Origin of the sequence: Acinetobacter sp. YH12235 (assembly GCF_013417705.1) — a bacterium.
Taxonomy (GTDB): domain Bacteria; phylum Pseudomonadota; class Gammaproteobacteria; order Pseudomonadales; family Moraxellaceae; genus Acinetobacter.
In genome coordinates, this window is sequence record NZ_VPDL01000022.1 from 40,306 (window position 1) to 58,218 (window position 17,913).

A 17,913-nucleotide genomic window follows, 5' to 3' on the forward strand; every position below is an offset into this window, starting at 1 on the left:
ACCGCACGGTAAAATATCAAATAAAGTCATAGAATTAATTTGAACAAAAATTTTGTTTCAGTGATTAAATCTTCTAAAAAACAAGAGTATGATGTGCACAATTTATCTTTTGAGTGCTCATTTTATGTCCAATTGGTTTCCCAAGTGGCGCCCTTATGAGGGTAGTATCGATGCACGACCAGTAGGTACCGCAGAGTATTTACCGCCTGCCCAGACCCTGATCTTGGGGGTACAACATGCCTTTGCCATGTTCGGAGCGACGGTACTGGCGCCATTTCTAATGGGTTTTGATCCCAATCTGGCCATTTTAATGTCGGGGATCTGTACCATCCTGTTCTTCCTGATCACGGGTGGTCGTGTACCAAGTTATCTGGGTTCAAGCTTTGCGTTCATTGGGGTGGTGATTGCAGCAACCGGCTATGCAGGTGCTGGCGGACTGAATCCAAATATTGGTGTCGCCGCTGGCGGGATTATTGCATGTGGTGTGCTTTATACCTTGATGGGTGTTCTGGTCATGGCAACGGGAACCCGCTGGATTGAAAAATTGATGCCGCCGGTGGTGACCGGTGCGGTGGTAATGATTATCGGTCTGAACCTGGCCCCTGTGACTGTGAAAAACGTCATGGGCAATACCTTTAATATGTGGATGTCACTGGTGACCGTACTGTGTATGGGTTCTATTGCGGTGTTTACCAAAGGTCTGGTACAGCGTCTATTGCTCTTGATCGGTTTATTGCTGGCTTACTTCATTTACTACATTTTAAGTAATGTGATGGGCTATGGTACTGCGATTGATTTTGCGCCAATTCAGCAAGCTGGCTGGTTTGGTGTTCCGAGCTTCCATGCACCTGTATTTGATACCAATGCCATGCTGATCATTGCGCCAATTGCCTTGATTCTGATTGCAGAAAACCTGGGACATATTAAAGCGGTGGGTGCCATGACCGGTGAGAATCTAGATCCGCATATCGGTAAAGCCTTTGTGGCGGACGGTATTGCAACTACCTTGGCAGGTGGTGTGGGCGCACCGGGTATGACTACCTATGGTGAAAATATTGGTGTGATGGCCGTTACCCGGGTTTACTCGACGATTATCTTTGCTGTTGCCGGTGTATTTGCAGTATTCCTCGGTTTATCGCCGAAATTTGGTGCGATTATTCATACCATTCCAACAGCGATTTTAACCGGCGCCTCAATTGTGGTCTTTGGTCTGATTACTATTGCCGGTGCGAAAATCTGGATCGAAAATAAAGTCGATTTTTCACAGAACAAAAACCTGATGGTGGCAGCAGTAACGATTATTCTGGGTACGGGTGACTTTGCCCTGACCTTCGGTAACTTTAACCTGGGTGGAATTGGTACAGCGACCTTTGCTGCGTTATTCCTGAACTGGTTCTTTAGCCTGGTCGATAAAAAATAATTCGAAGACTTAAATTTTCAAGCAGCCTCCAGGCTGCTTTTTTTATATCGTAAGAATTGTTTAAATAGGCCTGATCTTTTATATGAGCATCCTGCCGATGCGTCTGGATTTTTTTGATTTACGTCTTTTTCTCAATATAGTCGACACAGGTAGTCTGACCAAAGGTGCTGAACGCTCTGCCATTTCCTTACAGGCAGCAAGTGAGCGGATTAAAAAGCTGGAACAGCAATATCAGGTCAGTCTGTTCAGCCGCCATTCTGGCGGGGTGAAAATGACTTTTGCGGGACAGGTCTTTGCTGAGCATGCCCAAGCCCTGTTGCAACAGGGACAACAGTTGTCTCAAGCCATGGCCGGTTTTAGTGAAGGACTCAATTCCAATATCAGCTTATGGTGTAACTCTTCAGCACAAAGTGAGTACCTTCCCCTATTATTGCCAAAATATCTGGTAAATAACCCAAATATCCAGATTGACCTCAAAGAAGCGGAGAGCAATGACATTATTGCGGCTTTAGCGAGTGGTACTGCCAAGCTAGGACTTATTTCCAGCTTTTTTCCTGCGCCACAATTACAGACTCTGGAATTTTCAGATGATCCTCTGGTGCTGATCTGCCCTGAACAACATGATCTGGCAGCTAATCAGGCATTAACATTAGCAGACTGTCTGAGTTATCCCTTTGTTGGTCTGATGCAATATCACTCTTTGCAGCAGTCGATTGAAACCCAGGCTCGCTTGCTGAACTGTGAAATTCAATACCGCTTACGCTTACCAAATTTTGCCGCCATTGCCCAAGTTGTGGCCAATGGTGTAGGTATCGCGATCATGCCAAAACGTGCTGCACAACGTTTGTCGAAGCTCTATGCATTTCAGCAAATCCAGCTGACAGGAGATTGGGCCAACCGCAAGTTATTGTTAGCTGCAAAGAACTTTGATGAACTGAGCACCGCCTATCAGCACTTTAGCCAGTTCCTCATTTCTGCGGATGTACAAAAAATCCTGAATTAAATCCAGCCAAATTGATGCAGCATCATATAGCTACCTAAGGCGATCAGGCCGATAAAAAATACTGTCCGGAATTTCTGTTCAGAGATACGAGAACGGATTTTCTTGCCGAACCACATCCCGATCAAGGCCGGAATCAATGCAATCGCTGACATGGTATAATCAATCGGCATATCTTCCACCGGGTTTCGGTGCAGGAAAATTGCCAAACACACCGTCGAGGTGGTAAATACCAACCCTAAGGCCTGAACCAGATCATCACGTTTTAAATGCAGGGTTTGCAAATAAGGCACCACTGGAATTACCACTACCCCAGTTGCCACGGTCAAGGCCCCGCCGAGATATCCCATAATCGGAGAAAGCCACTTTTCATGCTGGCTTAAATCTGGCATCCGTTTCGCCAATAAACCATATAGGCCATATAGAGCAAGCATCCCGCCCAATAAAGCTTCACTATGAAATTCAGAATGACCTAAAGTCGGGAAAATACTCCAGACTGAACCCACGATAATGCCTGCTAGCAACAGCCAGAAACGGCGAATCAGCTTCAGTACATGACCTTCGGCAAAAAGTTGCCAGAAATTGGTCAGCATCGAAGGTACTATCAGTAAAGTTGCTGCCTGAAATGGACTCATAAATATCGTCAGCAAACCCATGGACACCGCAGGCAAACCTAATCCAATGGTGCCTTTAATCAGACCAGCCAAAGCAAAAATAGCAATAACAAAAGCAGTCATCTGATGACCCTAAATTGATTTAAGCCCATGCTATAGAAATCACGAATAGAGTAAAATCAGGGTTTTAAGAAGGAAGCCTCAAGTAAATATTGAGGCTTCAGATGGATGTGCTGAAACTCATCAGATTCATCAGCAAAAATCGGATTTAAAAGTCGTTTAAGGACGGAACTCTTTCAGTTCACGCTGAATGAAATACTGGAATATTTCCCGGTACAAATGCTCAATGAAGGCCTGATCCACGCCCTGCTGTTGTGCCAAGGCTTTGACATTTTCCACAATCTGCTCCATACGCTCCGGTGATTGCAGATCAGTTTCAGTTTTTTTAAAACGGGTGGTTTGATCAACATAAAATTGACGCGCAGCGATCAGCTCAACTAAAGCTGTATCAATGGCATCGATCTGTTGACGTGCATGTTGTAATGATTCAGCTTTGATTTTTTCCATGTTTATTCAGTCACTTTCAGTTTAGTTATCACTCTTATACTTTTCTTCTAACACATTACTGAAAATACTTTCAATCATCCAGACACGATATAAGCTATTAAATGTATAACTTTGCCCATCAATACGCAGTTCCAGCACCGGTAAATTCGGCTGGGACTTCATTTCACATAAGGTGTCATTTTCCTGCAACTTGGCCAGAACGTCTTCCTGGGTCAGTTCAGTAATACTCAGTTCCTGCTGCATACGCTTGAAATGTGCTGCATAAGACAGATCATAACCACGAGTCCAGACCGCTTCCAGAATCTGGTACATGGCTTCAATCCGCTGCTCTTCCGGACAGCTATAAAACAATTGCGCCATCGGCATTACAGCCTGCTCGGTTGGCCGGCAGAATGGGGTAAATTTGACTTCAGTCCGCTTGGATAAGCGCGTCGCCAGACTCCAGTCAAACCAGTCGCGTCCCTGATAAGACAGCGGATAGACATTCAACTGGATATTATAAAAATCAGCCAGCTCTTCCTTGATATAAGCCAGTAACAACCAGGAAATCGGATCTTCCAGAGCGATATACAAATCCAATTCAGGATCCATGGACTGGATTTCATTCAGCTCTTCGGCATCACTGATCAGATGCTCACGCCATTCAATATGATTGATCAGGAAAATCGGATTGCCGGTCAGTAATCTCTGCTGTTTCAGGCGACGGGTCAGACGTAACAGATCATCTACCGCCTGATACTGGCGTCCGCCAAACTGGAAATAACTGGCCAGAATCGGACTATGCTCAAAAATTCGTTCCGGAAAATTCTGCGGCGAATGATGACGGCTGGCCATCGCATATAAAGTGCGTAATTTTCCGTTCTGTTTTTGCCAGAGCATATGAAAGACATCTTCCAGCAAATACAGAAAATCCTGTCCGCGTAACGGTGTATTTCTCAGGATAGTTTCTGCCTGCTTTAAGGCTTCAGCTGTCGGTAATTCTGGGGTCTCATGAAAGCTGAAACGATGCTGTTTAGATAAAATTTTGGCATCATTCAGGCAATAGTGCTGCCATTCATCAAAAGACATCTGATTAGGCGGCTCAGCCCGCTGATCTGAAATGATGACTTTGAGTGGCTTCAGTTCCGGACTGAGAATTTCTTCCAGTTGCGGTAACTGTTGTACCGCCAGATAACTATAAACATCATCCAGTCTTAAATGGATGCTCAAGCCATCTTCAATAGATAACACCGTTTGACGAACTGGTTTCTGGTAAAACCAACTCGATCGGATTGGATCAAACCAACGGCGTAGCAGGGACATGAGAGGTGCCTCGAAAAGATTTTGTCATGCCAGCCCTTGCCAGCAGGATCGTTTTATTCAACATCCTATTATGAGGATGTTTATGACCTGATATAAGTCTTGTGCAAAACTTATATCAAGTCAGCAACAAATGTTCAATGTTTTCTAGGACTTTAGATTTCAAGATTTAGGTCAGTCACGGCCCCGGTCTCCGCCCCAGAGGTCAGTTTGGCGAATTTCGCCAGTGCCCCGTGAGTGTAATTCGGTTTCGGTTTCACCCAGGCCGCCTGACGTGCAGCAAGCTCTTCATCCGAAATATGCCAGGTCATTTCACGGGTTTCCGCATTAATGGAAATTTCATCGCCATTTTGCACCAGACCAATCGGGCCACCCTCATAGGCTTCCGGTGTGACATGACCAATCACAAAACCATGACTTCCGCCTGAGAAACGGCCATCAGTAATCAGTGCAACTGAATCCCCCAGACCTTTACCAATAATAGCAGAAGTCGGTTTTAGCATTTCCGGCATGCCCGGTCCACCTTTAGGACCTACACCGCGAATCACGACTACCTCACCTGGCTGAACTTCGCCATCCAGAATCCCGCGCATCGCACCCTGTTCGCCTTCAAACACGCGGGCCGGTCCTTTGAAATATAGACCTTCTTTACCGGTAATTTTGGCCACAGCCCCATTCGGTGACAGGTTGCCTTTCATAATGATCAGATGCGAGTCTTTTTTCACCGGTTGGTCGAATGGCAAAATAATCTGCTGGTCTTCAGGATAATCTTCTACATCTGCCAGGTTTTCTGCCAGTGTTTTTCCGGTCACAGTCAGGCAGGAACCATCTAGCATGCCAGCATCCAGCATGCGTTTCATCAATGGCTGGATCCCACCAATGGCAATCAGTTCCGACATTAGATATTTACCGGATGGACGGACATCGGCGACTACAGGAATTTCTTTACCAATTCGTACAAAGTCATCCAGGCTCAGCTCAACACCCGCTGTATGCGCCATGGCTAACAGATGCAGCACTCCATTGGTTGATCCACCCAATGCAATCAATACTTTAATTGAATTTTCAAAAGCCGCTTTGGTCATGATGTCACGTGGCTTGATATCCAGACGTAGCAGATTCATCACTGCTTCACCAGCACGGGCACAGTCAATCTGCTTGTCTTCAGACACCGCTTCCTGTGCGGATGAGCCTGGCAGGCTCATGCCGAGAGCTTCAATCGCAGAGGCCATAGAATTGGCGGTATACATCCCCCCACAAGAACCCGGCCCTGGCAAAGACACTTCTTCAATATGTTTCACCTGAATCGCATTAATTTCGCCTTTGGCATGCTGACCGACCGCTTCAAATACAGAAATCATGTCAGTATGGCCTTCACCCGGCTTGATGGTACCGCCATAAATAAACAGACCCGGACGGTTTAAGCGTGCCAAGCCCATGATGCAGCCCGGCATGTTTTTGTCACAACCGCCAATGGCAATCACGCCATCATAGGCCTGACAACCAACTACTGCTTCAATCGAATCGGCAATAATTTCCCGCGACAGCAAGGAGTATTTCATCCCTTCAGTCCCGTTGGAAATCCCATCAGAAATAGTGATGGTATTGAAGATAATGCCCTTACCACCGGCAGCATTCACGCCCTGCTCGACTGTACGTGCCAGGCCATCAATATGCATATTGCAAGGGGTCACATTGGCCCAGGTCGACGCGATCCCGATAAACGGACGAGTAAAGTCTTCATCCTGAAAACCGGTGGCACGCATCATGGAACGGGCCGGTGCATTTTCGATGCCTTCATAGACGGGAGCAGAATGTTCTCGGATATTGTCTTTACTCATTTTATTCGTCCTGGATGTAATTCTTGTGAAGCTTAAAAGCTGTCTAGGTTTTATTCGATTGTATAGAAAGCGATCTTTAGATAAAAGTAAGACTCTGTGTATCTGATTCAGTTATTTGAGGTAGTGCAATTATCAAAAATAAAAAAAGCACCCCTCTGGAGTGCTTTTTTGCGCTATAAAAATTTACAGCTTAGATTTCACGTACTGCGCCTTTCGCCGCACTAGTCGTATGCATCGCATAGGCTTTTAGGGCTTTAGAAATCTTACGTGGACGGTCTTCCACTGGATGCCAGCCTTTTTCATCTTGAGCAGCACGACGAGCGGCCATAGTCGCATCATCAACAGCCAGATGAATGGTACGGTTTGGAATATCGATTTCGATACGGTCGCCATCTTCAACCAGACCAATAGCACCACCTTCAGCTGCTTCCGGAGAAACGTGACCAATCGACAGACCTGAAGAACCACCAGAGAAACGGCCGTCAGTCAGAAGTGCGCACTCTTTACCAAGACCTTTAGATTTCAGGTAGCTGGTTGGGTACAGCATTTCCTGCATACCAGGGCCACCACGTGGACCTTCGTAACGAATCACAACTACATCACCTGCTGTGATTTTACCACCCAGAATCGCATCTACCGCAGAATCCTGACTTTCAAATACGCGTGCAGTCCCGTTAAATTTCAGGATTGATTCATCTACACCAGCTGTTTTTACGATACAGCCATCCAGCGCGATGTTGCCATAAAGTACAGCCAGACCACCGTCTTTAGAGAAAGCATGTTCTGCATTACGGATCACACCATTTTCACGGTCGCCATCCAGACGTGAGTAGTAACGGTCTTGTGAGAATGCAGTTTGAGTTGGTACACCGCCCGGTGCTGATTTAAAGAATTTATACACTTCCTCATCTTCAGTACGGATGATGTCCCACTTGTCCAAAGCATCTTTTAATGTTGCTTCGTGAACCGTACCGACAGAGGTATCTAACAGGCCTGCACGATCCAGTTCACCGAGGATCGACATGATACCGCCGGCACGGTGTACATCTTCCATATGCACGTCATTCTTCGCAGGAGCAACTTTACAAAGCACTGGTACTTTACGAGACAGACGGTCGATATCATCCATAGTGAAGTCCACACCGGCTTCATTTGCAGCAGCTAACAGGTGAAGTACTGTGTTAGTTGAACCACCCATCGCGATATCCAAAGTCATGGCATTTTCATACGATGCTTTGGTCACCATTGAACGTGGCAAGACGCTGTAATCATCTTGTTCATAATGACGTTTTGCCAGTTCAACAATGAGAGAACCAGCGCGTTCGAACAGTTTTTTACGGTTCGCATGCGTTGCCAAAGTTGAACCGTTACCTGGAAGTGATAGACCCAATGCTTCAGTCAAACAGTTCATTGAGTTCGCAGTGAACATGCCTGAACATGAACCACAGGTTGGGCATGCAGAACGTTCGTATTCCGCAACTTCTTCATCAGTATAGTTATCATCTGCAGCGACGATCATCGCATCGATCAGGTCGATGGCTTTGTCATTACCACGAATTTTTACTTTACCGGCTTCCATCGGACCGCCAGACACGAAGACCACTGGAATGTTCAGACGCATTGCTGCCATCAACATCCCCGGAGTGATCTTGTCACAGTTCGAGATACACACCATGGCATCGGCACAGTGTGCGCTGACCATATATTCCACCGAGTCAGCAATCAGGTCGCGTGAAGGCAGTGAATACAACATACCGTCATGACCCATCGCAATGCCGTCATCAACAGCAATGGTATTGAATTCTTTTGCTACACCGCCTGCCTGTTCAATCTGACGTGCCACGAGTTGGCCTAGATCTTTAAGGTGAACATGACCCGGTACAAACTGAGTGAATGAGTTCACCACGGCAATAATCGGTTTACCGAAGTCTTCATCCTTCATCCCAGTTGCGCGCCATAAGCCACGCGCACCCGCCATGTTTCTTCCGTGTGTCGATGTTTTTGAACGATAGTCAGGCATTTTATATTTCCAACAAAGTTTGAGCTTGAAATGAACCGAAAAAGGTTCACTCTGGCTAGATCATACTGACAATGAGCTTAAATCAGTCGAATGTTAGACCTATCATACTACAAGCCATTGTTTTACAAGATGACCTATTCGTTGTAGATGCAGACAAAAATGTCTATAGAGAGGTCTCGGTGAGCTGACAATAAAAATCTCTTAATAAAGCTACTATACCGCCATCATGGATCGGACAATACAAAACTTTCATGAATAATTTTTAGAATTTGCATGAGTTTTTTTTATATAAAATTTAATTAAAAGTAGGAATCTATAATCGCTGTAACAGTTAAGTGCATTGTAGATTAGGCGGCCATTTGGCTTTTAGCTTATAATAGCTGCCAAGTTTATTTGGAATTTCATGTGTGAAAATCATATTTGCAGGCACACCAGAATTTGCAGCAACTGCATTGGCTGCGCTTCTCAAAACCGATCATGAAATTGTGGCGGTCTATACTCAGCCGGACCGTAAAGCCGGTCGTGGTCAGAAACTTACCGCTTCTGCTGTGAAACAGCTGGCGCTTGAACATGACATTCCGGTATATCAGCCACTTCATTTCAAGTCTTCAACTGAAGAAGGTCTTGCTGCTCAGGCTGAGTTAAAAGCGTTGAATGCTGATGTGATGGTTGTAGCTGCCTATGGTCTGATTTTGCCGCAAGTGGTTCTGGATACGCCTAAATATGGTTGCCTGAATATTCATGGTTCACTGCTGCCACGCTGGCGTGGTGCTGCGCCGATCCAACGTGCAATTGCAACAGGTGATCACGAAACTGGCGTGACCATCATGAAAATGGCTGCCGGGCTGGACACTGGTGATATGATGTATAAAACTTTATGTCCTATCACTGCAGAAGATACTTCAGCTAGCCTGCACGATAAACTGGCTGCTCAAGGTGCGGAAGCAATTGTAGCGGTACTGGAATCTGAAGAAAAATTACAACAGTATTTAGCCGCACGGGAAGTGCAGGACGAAGAACTTACCGTCTATGCTCATAAGCTATCTAAAGCAGAAGCCCGAATTGACTGGAGCTGTACTGCCTCTAATATTGACCGTAATATCCGTGCCTTTAATCCTTGGCCGGTGGCTTTTATCCCTCTAGATGAAAATAACAACCTGCGGGTTTGGGGTTCGGTACTCTCAGAAAAAAATGCACACTGTCATGCAGCCGGCACGATTCTGGCGATTGATAAACAGGGTGTGCATGTAGCCTGTGGTGATGAAAAAGCAGTGTGTTTAACTTCACTGCAATGGCCGGGCGGCAAACCGCTCAATCCGGTACAAATTAACCAGACCCAAAAATTACATGTAGGACAATTATTGGCATGAGTCATTCTGAATCAGGCACATCTCACCTTAACTTGCGTGCCCAAGTGATTCGTACCTTACTTGCTGTACAGCAAGGACAATCTCTGGCCAGCATCTTGCCGCTGCATTTAAAGAAAGTGGCTGACCGTGATCGTGCCCTGTTCCATGAACTGGTTTTGGGTACTTTGCGTCAATGGTACGCACTTAAAAGTATTACTCTGCCACTGCTGGTGAAGCCTTTAAATAATGACACGGTTGAAACCTGTCTCTATGTCGGCCTATACCAGTTACTGGAAACCCGAATTGCACCGCATGCTGCCATTTCTGAAACCGTGACTGCAGTAAAGCAACTTGGTTATCAGGCTTTAAGTGGCGTAGTCAATGCCATCCTGCGCCGTGTTTCACGTGAAACATCGGAATTTCAGGCAGCACTGGATCAGGCTCATGGCCTGCCAAGCTGGCTATTTAAACGTCTGAAAAAAGACTGGCCAGAGCAGCTTACTGAGCTGAGTCATGAACTGAAACAGATTGCTCCACTGACCTTACGCGTAAATGAACGTCAGGTTAGCCGTGAAGACTATCTGGAAATTCTGGAAGAGCACGAAATTCCGGCTCACGCCTGTACTGTTTCCAAGGTCGGAATTGTCCTGGATGCCAATGTACAGGTACCTGATTTACCCGGCTTTGATGTCGGCGGTTTTTCGGTGCAGGATGAACATGCCCAGCTCTGCGCTACCTTGTTGCCAGATCTCGATGACAAGTTTGTGATTGATGCCTGTGCAGCACCGGGTGGTAAAACGGCGCATATTCTAGAAAAATATCAGCCGCGTAAACTGATTGCGCTGGATCAGGATGCCAAGCGTTTAACGCGTGTCACTGAGAATCTTGAACGTCTGTTATTAGAAGGCGAACACGTTGAAATTAAAGCCGCAGATGCCATTACCTGGCAGGCACCGGAACAGCCGGACTGTATCGTACTGGATGCGCCTTGTTCAGCCATCGGTGTAATGCGTCGCCATCCCGATATTCGTCTGTTACGTCATTCAACCGATATTACCCAGACGGTAGAGTTACAAAAGCAGATTCTGGAAAATATGTGGCAGCAACTGAAAGTCGGTGGCACCCTGCTCTATATCACTTGTTCAATTCTTAAAGCGGAAAATGAACAGCAGATGGTCGAATTCTTTAACAAACATCCCGAGGCTAAAGAAATTAAAATTGAAGCCGATTGGGGCATTGAACAGATCCATGGTCGTCAGCTTCTCCCTAAAACTGGTCAAGGCGATGGATTCTTCTATTGCCGGATTGAAAAAACTGCTTAAATGATATTGCTAAAAGAAAAGGTAGCTTCGGCTGCCTTTTTTATTGTTTTGATTTGAGATTCTTATTGTACAAATTTAAAAATCACTAGACTGGTCGCCAGTGCCGCCATCCCGCTGACCAGACCATACACGGTTTCATGACCTTTAGAAAAACGTTTCGCAGTTGGCAAAAGTTCATCCAGTGCCAGATAAACCATCACCCCACCGATAATCCCAAACACCATGCCATAAATAGTATGGCTCATATACGGCGCCAGAATGAAATAACCCAGCGCAGCGCCCAGAGGTTCAGCAAGGCCTGAAACCAGACTAGCCACAAGTGCATAGTCTTTACGGCCTGTTGCACCATAAACCGGTAATGCAATCGCAACACCTTCAGGCACATTATGAATCGCAATGGCAACCGCCAATGGTGCACCCAGTGCAGGACTTTCCAGCGTCGCAAAAAAAGTCGCCAATCCTTCTGGCAGGTTATGTGCACTAATCGCAAATAACGTCAGTAGTCCTGTTCTTAGTAATTGCGGCTGACTCAGATCCTGTTTCGATTGAGCCTCAATGGTTTCATGCGGATTAGGAACGAATCGATCCAGCAATAAGACCAGTACCACACCCAATAAAAAGGCAAAAGTACCATAAGCAAAACCGGATTTTTCATCAAAAGCCAGGCTAAAAGAACTAATAGATTTATTTAAAATTTCTGTGAGCGAGACATAGATCATTGCTCCGGCAGCAAAGGCCAGTCCGAAGGCTAAAACCCGGTAATTCGGTTTTTTCAAGAACAGCACCAATCCCCCACCCACGAGGGTAGCCAGACCTGCCAAAAATGTCACTGCAAAAGCGGTATAGACTTGTGCATCGGTAACGGGAGCAATTCCCATAAGTCTGCCCATTAAAAAAGTCATTATCACCAAAGATGATAATGACTTTCATTTACAGCAACAATGTGTTTATGTGAAGATTTTTAGTCTTCTGGTTCTTCTGGATTTTTTGCCAGATGCATGACAGCCAGTGCCAGACCACCCCATAATAAAACCATGGAGAAAATCATCATAATTAATGCAGATGTATTCATATTCGTTCTCCTAACTATGACGATCTTTAACTAGACTGAACAAAATGGCACCCAGAATAAAGAATGCAATCGTACCCCCACCAATCATCCATAACGTACTTGCAGGATAATCACCGTAACCCTCTGCCATGATTGATTTCAGGGTTAAACCTAATGCTGATAATAAAGATAACGGTGTGATCACAGTCAGCATGAACTTCCAGCTGCCACCCAGTTTCAGACTGGCAAACTCGTTCACATGTGTTTCCAGCTGTTTCATCAATGGACGACGGAACCAGGACAATAAAATAATCGAGAACAGACCACCACCCACAATACCAATGTTGTTAGCGAAGTAGTCAATGATATCGACAAAGGTAATGGCACTATGAGTCGAGAACATCAAGGTAGATACAACTGCTGAACCACCCGCAATAATCGTCACTGACTTGTTCTTCGACCAGCCAAGTTTGTCCTGGAATGCCGCAATTGGCACCTGCAGAATACTGACCATAGAGGTAATACCTGCCACCGTTAATGAACCGAAGAACAGGAAGCCGAACAGGTCACCACCGGCACCTAAACTGGAAATGATTTTCGGGAAGGCAATAAAGGCCAGACCGATACCACCAGAGACCACATCTTCAACTTTCGCGCCTGAACTGAACGCCATAAAACCAAGTGCTGCAAAAACCCCAATACCTGCCAAGATTTCAAAAGACGAGTTAGCCAATGCCACCACGACACCTGAACCGGTCAGGTTAGTTTTACGTTTCAGGTAAGAGGCATAGGTCAACATAATCCCGAAACCCACTGAAAGTGAGAAGAAGATGTGACCAAATGCAGCCAGCCAGACTTTATAATTGGTCATGGCTTCCCAGTTTGGGGTAAAGAAGGCATTTAAGCCATCGACTGCACCTGGTAAACGTACCGCCTGAATCACCAGAATCGTGAATAAAATTACCAGTAATGGCATGAAGATTTTATTCGCCAGTTCCACCCCACGGCGTACCCCACCGTAAAGAATCAGCATCACGGCTGCCCAAACGATCACCAGACCAAAGAACAGGACCGGTACAAAACCGAAAGTTAAGCCCTCACCATTTTGCAGGTAGCTATTGAAGAAAAAGGCTTGTGTATCTGTGCCCCATTGCTGTCCAAAGGAATAAATCATATAGCTGCCGGCCCAAGACAGGACGCTGGCATAATAAATCCCGATGATCAGGGTCACCATGACCTGCCACCAACCCAGAGATTCTGCATTCATGAGTTTTTTATAGGCCATCGGTGGTGCTTTGCGGAACTTATGTCCGACTGCATAATCTAAAAATAATAAAGGTAAACCTGCTGCAAAAATCGCAATCAGATAAGGAATCAGGAATGCCCCGCCGCCATTTTCATAGGCAACGTATGGAAAGCGCCAAATATTCCCCAAACCAACGGCAGAGCCAATGGCTGCAATAATAAATCCTGATCGTGCCGACCAATTCTCTCGAGTATCTGTCATAGAACACCTAAACTTTAAACTTCATTCAATACTGCTTATTATGGTTATGTCGCGAGCACTGAAGAAGCATTTCAATTATTTCGGGTGTTTGAATTAGAGTTATACCTTTTGGGCATCGAATTCTAATATACAAACAGGTCAGCTAGCCGGACAGCTTGCTTAAAGTCTGAGCAGAAAGCCGACCTTGTAGATGGTTCAACAATACTGACTTTTTCAAATTTTTTCTGTAATTTCTGCTTAAAACATTCTTTTTTTATAATCTGTTCTTATCAAATGCTCAATAATTCTACGCTGATCCCTTGATTTTATTGGTTATATGTATATAAACTTTTTGGAATATATTGTTTTTAAGTTTTACTACAGTTTTCAAGCAATTTTTCGCTCTTAATTCATCAAGTGTTAAATAGAGATTGAAAAAGTATTTTTATACCTTCCTCGCTTATTTTCTTCTGAATAAAAACAGAGCTGTGTCTTCATTTATTCAGTCTATATTTTCTGCCTACGCTGCTACCTTTTTAAGCAATAAAAAGCAAAATTCCACAACCGGTCTTAATTATGCCGATTGTGGAACAGTACTGATTGATTCGGTCAGCTTAACATTTGATGACAAGCATACGTTCTTCCTGCATGTCACGAATCGCAGACTGAATGCCTTCACGGCCCAGACCGGAATCCTTGACACCGCCATAAGGCATATTATCAACACGGAATGACGGAATATCATTAATGATGACACCACCCACATGCAGATGATCCCAGGCATACATCATCTTCTGCAGATTCTGGGTATAGATGCCGGCTTGCAGACCAAAGCGACTGCTATTAATACAGGCAATCCCTGATTCAAAATCGCTATAAGCTTCAATAATAGCGACCGGACCAAACACTTCATTACGGTAAATTTCCAGTTGATGGTCTACCTTTTCCAACAGGATCGGTTCAAACATCGCACCCTTCACTTCACCACCAGTCAGTACATTGGCACCTTGCGCTACGGCATCTTCCATCCAGCGATGCAAACGTTTAGCTTCAGCTTCCTTGATCATTGGCCCTAGCAAAGTTGTTTCCAGATCGGGATCACCGGCTTTCAGATGTTGTAGTTTCTGAACCAGCTTGTCTTTCAGTTCTTCAAAAATATCCTGATGCACCAGAATACGTTGCACACTGATACACACCTGCCCTGCATGACCATAAGCACCACCAATCAGACGATCAATCAGCTGTTCGCTGAGTTCAGTATCTGGCTCAATCATTACTGCGGCATTCCCACCGAGTTCCAGAGTAACTTTTTTGCGGCCGGCGCGGGCTTTCATATCCCAGCCCACGACATCAGAACCGGTAAAGCTCAATAGTTTAAAACGGTCATCTGTAACCAGTACATCTGCAAGATCGCGTGGACACGGCAGAACTGAGAATGCATTCTTCGGTAAATCAGTTTCTGCCAGAATCTCGGCAATTTTTAAGGCTGAAACCGGAGTCAGACTCGCCGGTTTTAATACAAATGGACAACCTGCAGCAATTGCCGGCGCAATTTTGTGTGCAGTCAGATTTAATGGAAAGTTAAATGGACTAATCAGGGAAACGGCGCCAATCGGTACCTGTTTGACCATGCCCTGATAACCGGAAGCTGCGGCAGTGACTGCCAGAGGCAAAATACGGCCCTGATCCATCTGGGTGACCGCATCTGCCGCAATCTGGAAGGTATTGATCAGACGTTCTACTTCTGCACCGGCTGCTTTACGTGGCTTGCCACCTTCCGCAATCAGGATTTCAGTCAGTTCTTCACGGATTTCATTAAACCGCTTCACACAATGCAGCAGAATTTTCTGTTTCTGGAAAGGTTCCAATGCTGCCATTTCTGCTTCTGCCTGAGTCGCAGACTGAATTGCCTTTTCTAAAGTTTCAGCATCTGCCAGCGCGACACGTGCATAAAGCTCCTGACTATATTTATGTTTGACCTCCAGCCATTCACCCGTTTGTACCGGCTGTCCTGCCACATATAATGGATAGTCTTGATGATGTTGTGCTGCTGTCGATCCCATTATTCTGCCCTTCACATTAGCATATACATTTTAGAAATTACCTATATCATGCACTTACTGATTACGTTTAAGAAGATGTATTTAGGTAACAAAATCGCTCAATTTAAAGAAAGCGTAAGGAAAATTAGAAATGCGTACACAATTATTCACTGCATTATTACTAGGATTAGGACTGAGCAGCATAGGCCATGCCGATGTGATTGGTCTTAAAGCAGATGCCAGCTACTGGAATTTTGACGGTTATAGCCAGTCTGCCAATGCCAGCAAACAGGACCTGGATCGCCAAGGTACAGCACAACTCTCTGTCGCATTTGAACATCCAGTACCACTACTGCCAAATGCCAAAATCAAATATGTGAATCTGGACAGCAATAGCGAACAAAGCACCCCGCTGAATGCTGCCGATATCGAACTTAATAATATCGACTATATTCTGTATTATGAACTGCTGGATACCATTGTGCATGCTGATATCGGTGCTGGTCTGACTAATCTGGATGGTACAGTCAGAAATCTGAATGCAGGTGCCCTGACTCAGTACGATCTAGATGAATACAGTCCATTACTCTATGCTACAGCTGGGGTAAAACTGCCATTTACTGGCATGAGTGCTAAAGCCGAAGCGGTTTACAGTCACGGTAGCGACATTAAAAAGACTGATGTTCAGGCTGAACTGCAATATGACTTTATTGATAACCTGCTGGTCGATGTAGGGGCTAAAGTCGGCTATCGCATCATGAATATTGATGCCGAACAAAATAATGCGCCAGACTTGGAACTAGAATTTAAAGGTCCTTATATCGGCTTAGACATACACTTCTAAATAATATAATGACTTATGGAAATTAGCCTTAACCCTGTAAGCCGAGACGTACAATGATAGATGTCATCGACGTCTATGCCAGTTTTTAGGTTCAGACTATTCTATAAACATACAGAGCAGGAAGCTCAAATACCTAAAAACAAGAAGAATAAAGCAGTGCACCAGGACGTGAGGTACGACAGGAGTTATACCTAAACACGAGATACGAAAAAAGCCCCAACAGGATGTTGGGGCTTTTTTTATCTATAAATTCTTAGCATTGTTTAACAGTTCCGAGCTAAAAATCCAACATTGTAAGAATCGCCTTGTTGTTAATCTGAAAATCCTCACATTTTTTGGGAACAGCAATCATGGTAAAAAAGGTCCTCTTTATTACTTCAAACCAAGGCGTTGAACATGATGAACTGGTCGAGCCTTTAAATTTTCTAAAATCCAAAGGATTTGAAGTGATTCATGCGGCAGAAAAAAATGAAGAGGTGGCAACAGTAAAAGGCGATACTAAAGCTGCTACCTCATATACGCCTGATACCAGTTTTGATCATGTCACGCTGGATGATTATGATCTCTTGGTTGTTCCTGGTGGCACTGTGAATGCAGATACGCTAAGAATCAATGAATCTGCCCAGAAAATCGTGCAGCATTTTGCTGATCAGCATAAACCGATTGCCGCAATCTGTCATGGGCCATGGGTTCTGATTGATGCACAGCGAATTAAGGATAAAAACCTGACCTCGTATAAGAGCATCAAACTGGATCTGGAAAATGCCGGTGGTAAATGGGTCGATGAACAGGTTCATCGCTGCAATACCGGTGACTGGGTGCTAATTACTTCACGTAATCCGGATGATATTCCTGCTTTCAATGACGCCATCTTAAAAGAACTGGAAGGCGATGCTGCCTAAGTTCACACTATAAAAAAGCCTCCAGATGGAGTAATGCCAGTCAGTTAAGCAAATTTTAGTAAAATGTAGTAAAAAAGAGTGTATGTAAATACGCTCATTTTTTTATGTCTTTATCTGAACATTTAGAATCCACTCTTGAACATTCTCTCCCATCAC

Annotated in this window: 15 protein-coding genes; 6 read left to right on the plus strand and 9 right to left on the minus strand. The window is 44.9% G+C overall.

Annotated elements, in window-relative coordinates; translation table 11 throughout:
* Window positions 1-124 precede the first annotated feature (124 nt).
* Together FTV13_RS11690 and FTV13_RS11695 are read left to right on the plus strand one after the other, a co-directional pair.
* Window positions 125-1,420, plus strand: coding sequence for a solute carrier family 23 protein (locus tag FTV13_RS11690; protein ID WP_166137407.1), 1,296 nt, complete (start codon window positions 125-127; stop codon window positions 1,418-1,420).
* 97 nt (window positions 1,421-1,517) lie between these two features.
* Entirely contained in the window at window positions 1,518-2,423 is a 906-nt protein-coding gene (locus tag FTV13_RS11695; RefSeq protein ID WP_166137443.1) for a LysR family transcriptional regulator, read from the plus strand.
* Here FTV13_RS11695 and FTV13_RS11700 read toward each other — a convergent pair.
* From FTV13_RS11700 to ilvD (FTV13_RS11720), 5 genes are all read right to left on the minus strand, one after another.
* Window positions 2,420-3,157, minus strand: coding sequence for a sulfite exporter TauE/SafE family protein (locus FTV13_RS11700; protein ID WP_180012129.1), 738 nt, complete (start codon window positions 3,155-3,157; stop codon window positions 2,420-2,422). The genes FTV13_RS11695 and FTV13_RS11700 overlap by 4 nt on opposite strands.
* A gap of 156 nt (window positions 3,158-3,313) precedes the next feature.
* The gene (locus FTV13_RS11705) at window positions 3,314-3,601 is read right to left on the minus strand and encodes a chorismate mutase (RefSeq protein ID WP_180012131.1); all 288 of its coding nucleotides are present in this window, start codon (window positions 3,599-3,601) and stop codon (window positions 3,314-3,316) included.
* A gap of 21 nt (window positions 3,602-3,622) precedes the next feature.
* Window positions 3,623-4,903, minus strand: a complete 1,281-nt coding sequence (locus FTV13_RS11710) for a hypothetical protein (protein WP_180012133.1) — start codon at window positions 4,901-4,903, stop codon at window positions 3,623-3,625.
* Between the two features lie 152 nt (window positions 4,904-5,055).
* Window positions 5,056-6,741 carry a dihydroxy-acid dehydratase gene (gene ilvD / locus FTV13_RS11715; RefSeq protein WP_166137416.1) on the minus strand — a complete coding sequence of 562 codons (1,686 nt, stop codon included), beginning with the start codon at window positions 6,739-6,741 and terminating at the stop codon, window positions 5,056-5,058.
* 190 nt (window positions 6,742-6,931) lie between these two features.
* Window positions 6,932-8,761, minus strand: a complete 1,830-nt coding sequence (ilvD, locus tag FTV13_RS11720; RefSeq protein ID WP_081402678.1) for a dihydroxy-acid dehydratase — start codon at window positions 8,759-8,761, stop codon at window positions 6,932-6,934.
* 407 nt (window positions 8,762-9,168) lie between these two features.
* Between ilvD (FTV13_RS11720) and fmt the strand changes: the two genes are divergently transcribed.
* Both fmt and rsmB read left to right on the plus strand, forming a co-directional pair.
* Window positions 9,169-10,131, plus strand: a complete 963-nt coding sequence (gene fmt, locus FTV13_RS11725; RefSeq protein WP_004780397.1) for a methionyl-tRNA formyltransferase — start codon at window positions 9,169-9,171, stop codon at window positions 10,129-10,131.
* A complete protein-coding gene (rsmB, locus tag FTV13_RS11730; protein WP_179992897.1) occupies window positions 10,128-11,432 on the plus strand; it encodes a 16S rRNA (cytosine(967)-C(5))-methyltransferase RsmB in 1,305 nt (434 codons plus the stop codon). Before fmt ends, rsmB begins: the two co-directional genes overlap by 4 nt.
* A gap of 62 nt (window positions 11,433-11,494) precedes the next feature.
* Here rsmB and zupT read toward each other — a convergent pair whose 3' ends face one another.
* From zupT to FTV13_RS11750, 4 genes are all read right to left on the minus strand, one after another.
* Window positions 11,495-12,310 carry a zinc transporter ZupT gene (gene zupT, locus FTV13_RS11735; RefSeq protein ID WP_179992896.1) on the minus strand — a complete coding sequence of 272 codons (816 nt, stop codon included), beginning with the start codon at window positions 12,308-12,310 and terminating at the stop codon, window positions 11,495-11,497.
* 83 nt (window positions 12,311-12,393) lie between these two features.
* Window positions 12,394-12,504 (minus strand): methionine/alanine import family NSS transporter small subunit, encoded by a 111-nt coding sequence (locus FTV13_RS11740; RefSeq protein ID WP_004780392.1) that lies wholly within the window; start codon window positions 12,502-12,504, stop codon window positions 12,394-12,396.
* A 10-nt stretch (window positions 12,505-12,514) separates the two neighbouring features.
* Window positions 12,515-13,990, minus strand: coding sequence for a sodium-dependent transporter (locus tag FTV13_RS11745; protein WP_125279821.1), 1,476 nt, complete (start codon window positions 13,988-13,990; stop codon window positions 12,515-12,517).
* Window positions 13,991-14,583: 593 nt separating this feature from the next.
* Window positions 14,584-16,032, minus strand: coding sequence for an aldehyde dehydrogenase family protein (locus tag FTV13_RS11750; RefSeq protein ID WP_180012135.1), 1,449 nt, complete (start codon window positions 16,030-16,032; stop codon window positions 14,584-14,586).
* A gap of 130 nt (window positions 16,033-16,162) precedes the next feature.
* Here FTV13_RS11750 and FTV13_RS11755 point away from each other — a divergent pair, with 130 nt between their 5' ends.
* Entirely contained in the window at window positions 16,163-16,855 is a 693-nt protein-coding gene (locus tag FTV13_RS11755) for a TIGR04219 family outer membrane beta-barrel protein (RefSeq protein ID WP_180012137.1), read from the plus strand.
* 350 nt (window positions 16,856-17,205) lie between these two features.
* A complete protein-coding gene (locus tag FTV13_RS11760) occupies window positions 17,206-17,757 on the plus strand; it encodes a type 1 glutamine amidotransferase domain-containing protein (protein ID WP_179992893.1) in 552 nt (183 codons plus the stop codon).
* Window positions 17,758-17,913: the final 156 nt, after the last annotated feature.

What these genes read in the sequence shown, in the direction of transcription:
- FTV13_RS11750 (WP_180012135.1), bottom strand. Translation starts at nt 16,032, where the DNA reads ATGGGATCGACAGCAGCACAACATCATCAAGACTATCCATTATATGTG.
- FTV13_RS11760 (WP_179992893.1), top strand. Translation starts at nt 17,206, where the DNA reads ATGGTAAAAAAGGTCCTCTTTATTACTTCAAACCAAGGCGTTGAACAT.
- ilvD (WP_081402678.1), bottom strand. Translation starts at nt 8,761, where the DNA reads ATGCCTGACTATCGTTCAAAAACATCGACACACGGAAGAAACATGGCG.
- FTV13_RS11690 (WP_166137407.1), top strand. Translation starts at nt 125, where the DNA reads ATGTCCAATTGGTTTCCCAAGTGGCGCCCTTATGAGGGTAGTATCGAT.
- FTV13_RS11710 (WP_180012133.1), bottom strand. Translation starts at nt 4,903, where the DNA reads ATGTCCCTGCTACGCCGTTGGTTTGATCCAATCCGATCGAGTTGGTTT.
- rsmB (WP_179992897.1), top strand. Translation starts at nt 10,128, where the DNA reads ATGAGTCATTCTGAATCAGGCACATCTCACCTTAACTTGCGTGCCCAA.
- FTV13_RS11695 (WP_166137443.1), top strand. Translation starts at nt 1,518, where the DNA reads ATGCGTCTGGATTTTTTTGATTTACGTCTTTTTCTCAATATAGTCGAC.
- FTV13_RS11700 (WP_180012129.1), bottom strand. Translation starts at nt 3,157, where the DNA reads ATGACTGCTTTTGTTATTGCTATTTTTGCTTTGGCTGGTCTGATTAAA.
- FTV13_RS11745 (WP_125279821.1), bottom strand. Translation starts at nt 13,990, where the DNA reads ATGACAGATACTCGAGAGAATTGGTCGGCACGATCAGGATTTATTATT.
- zupT (WP_179992896.1), bottom strand. Translation starts at nt 12,310, where the DNA reads ATGGGAATTGCTCCCGTTACCGATGCACAAGTCTATACCGCTTTTGCA.
- FTV13_RS11755 (WP_180012137.1), top strand. Translation starts at nt 16,163, where the DNA reads ATGCGTACACAATTATTCACTGCATTATTACTAGGATTAGGACTGAGC.
- FTV13_RS11740 (WP_004780392.1), bottom strand. Translation starts at nt 12,504, where the DNA reads ATGAATACATCTGCATTAATTATGATGATTTTCTCCATGGTTTTATTA.
- ilvD (WP_166137416.1), bottom strand. Translation starts at nt 6,741, where the DNA reads ATGAGTAAAGACAATATCCGAGAACATTCTGCTCCCGTCTATGAAGGC.
- FTV13_RS11705 (WP_180012131.1), bottom strand. Translation starts at nt 3,601, where the DNA reads ATGGAAAAAATCAAAGCTGAATCATTACAACATGCACGTCAACAGATC.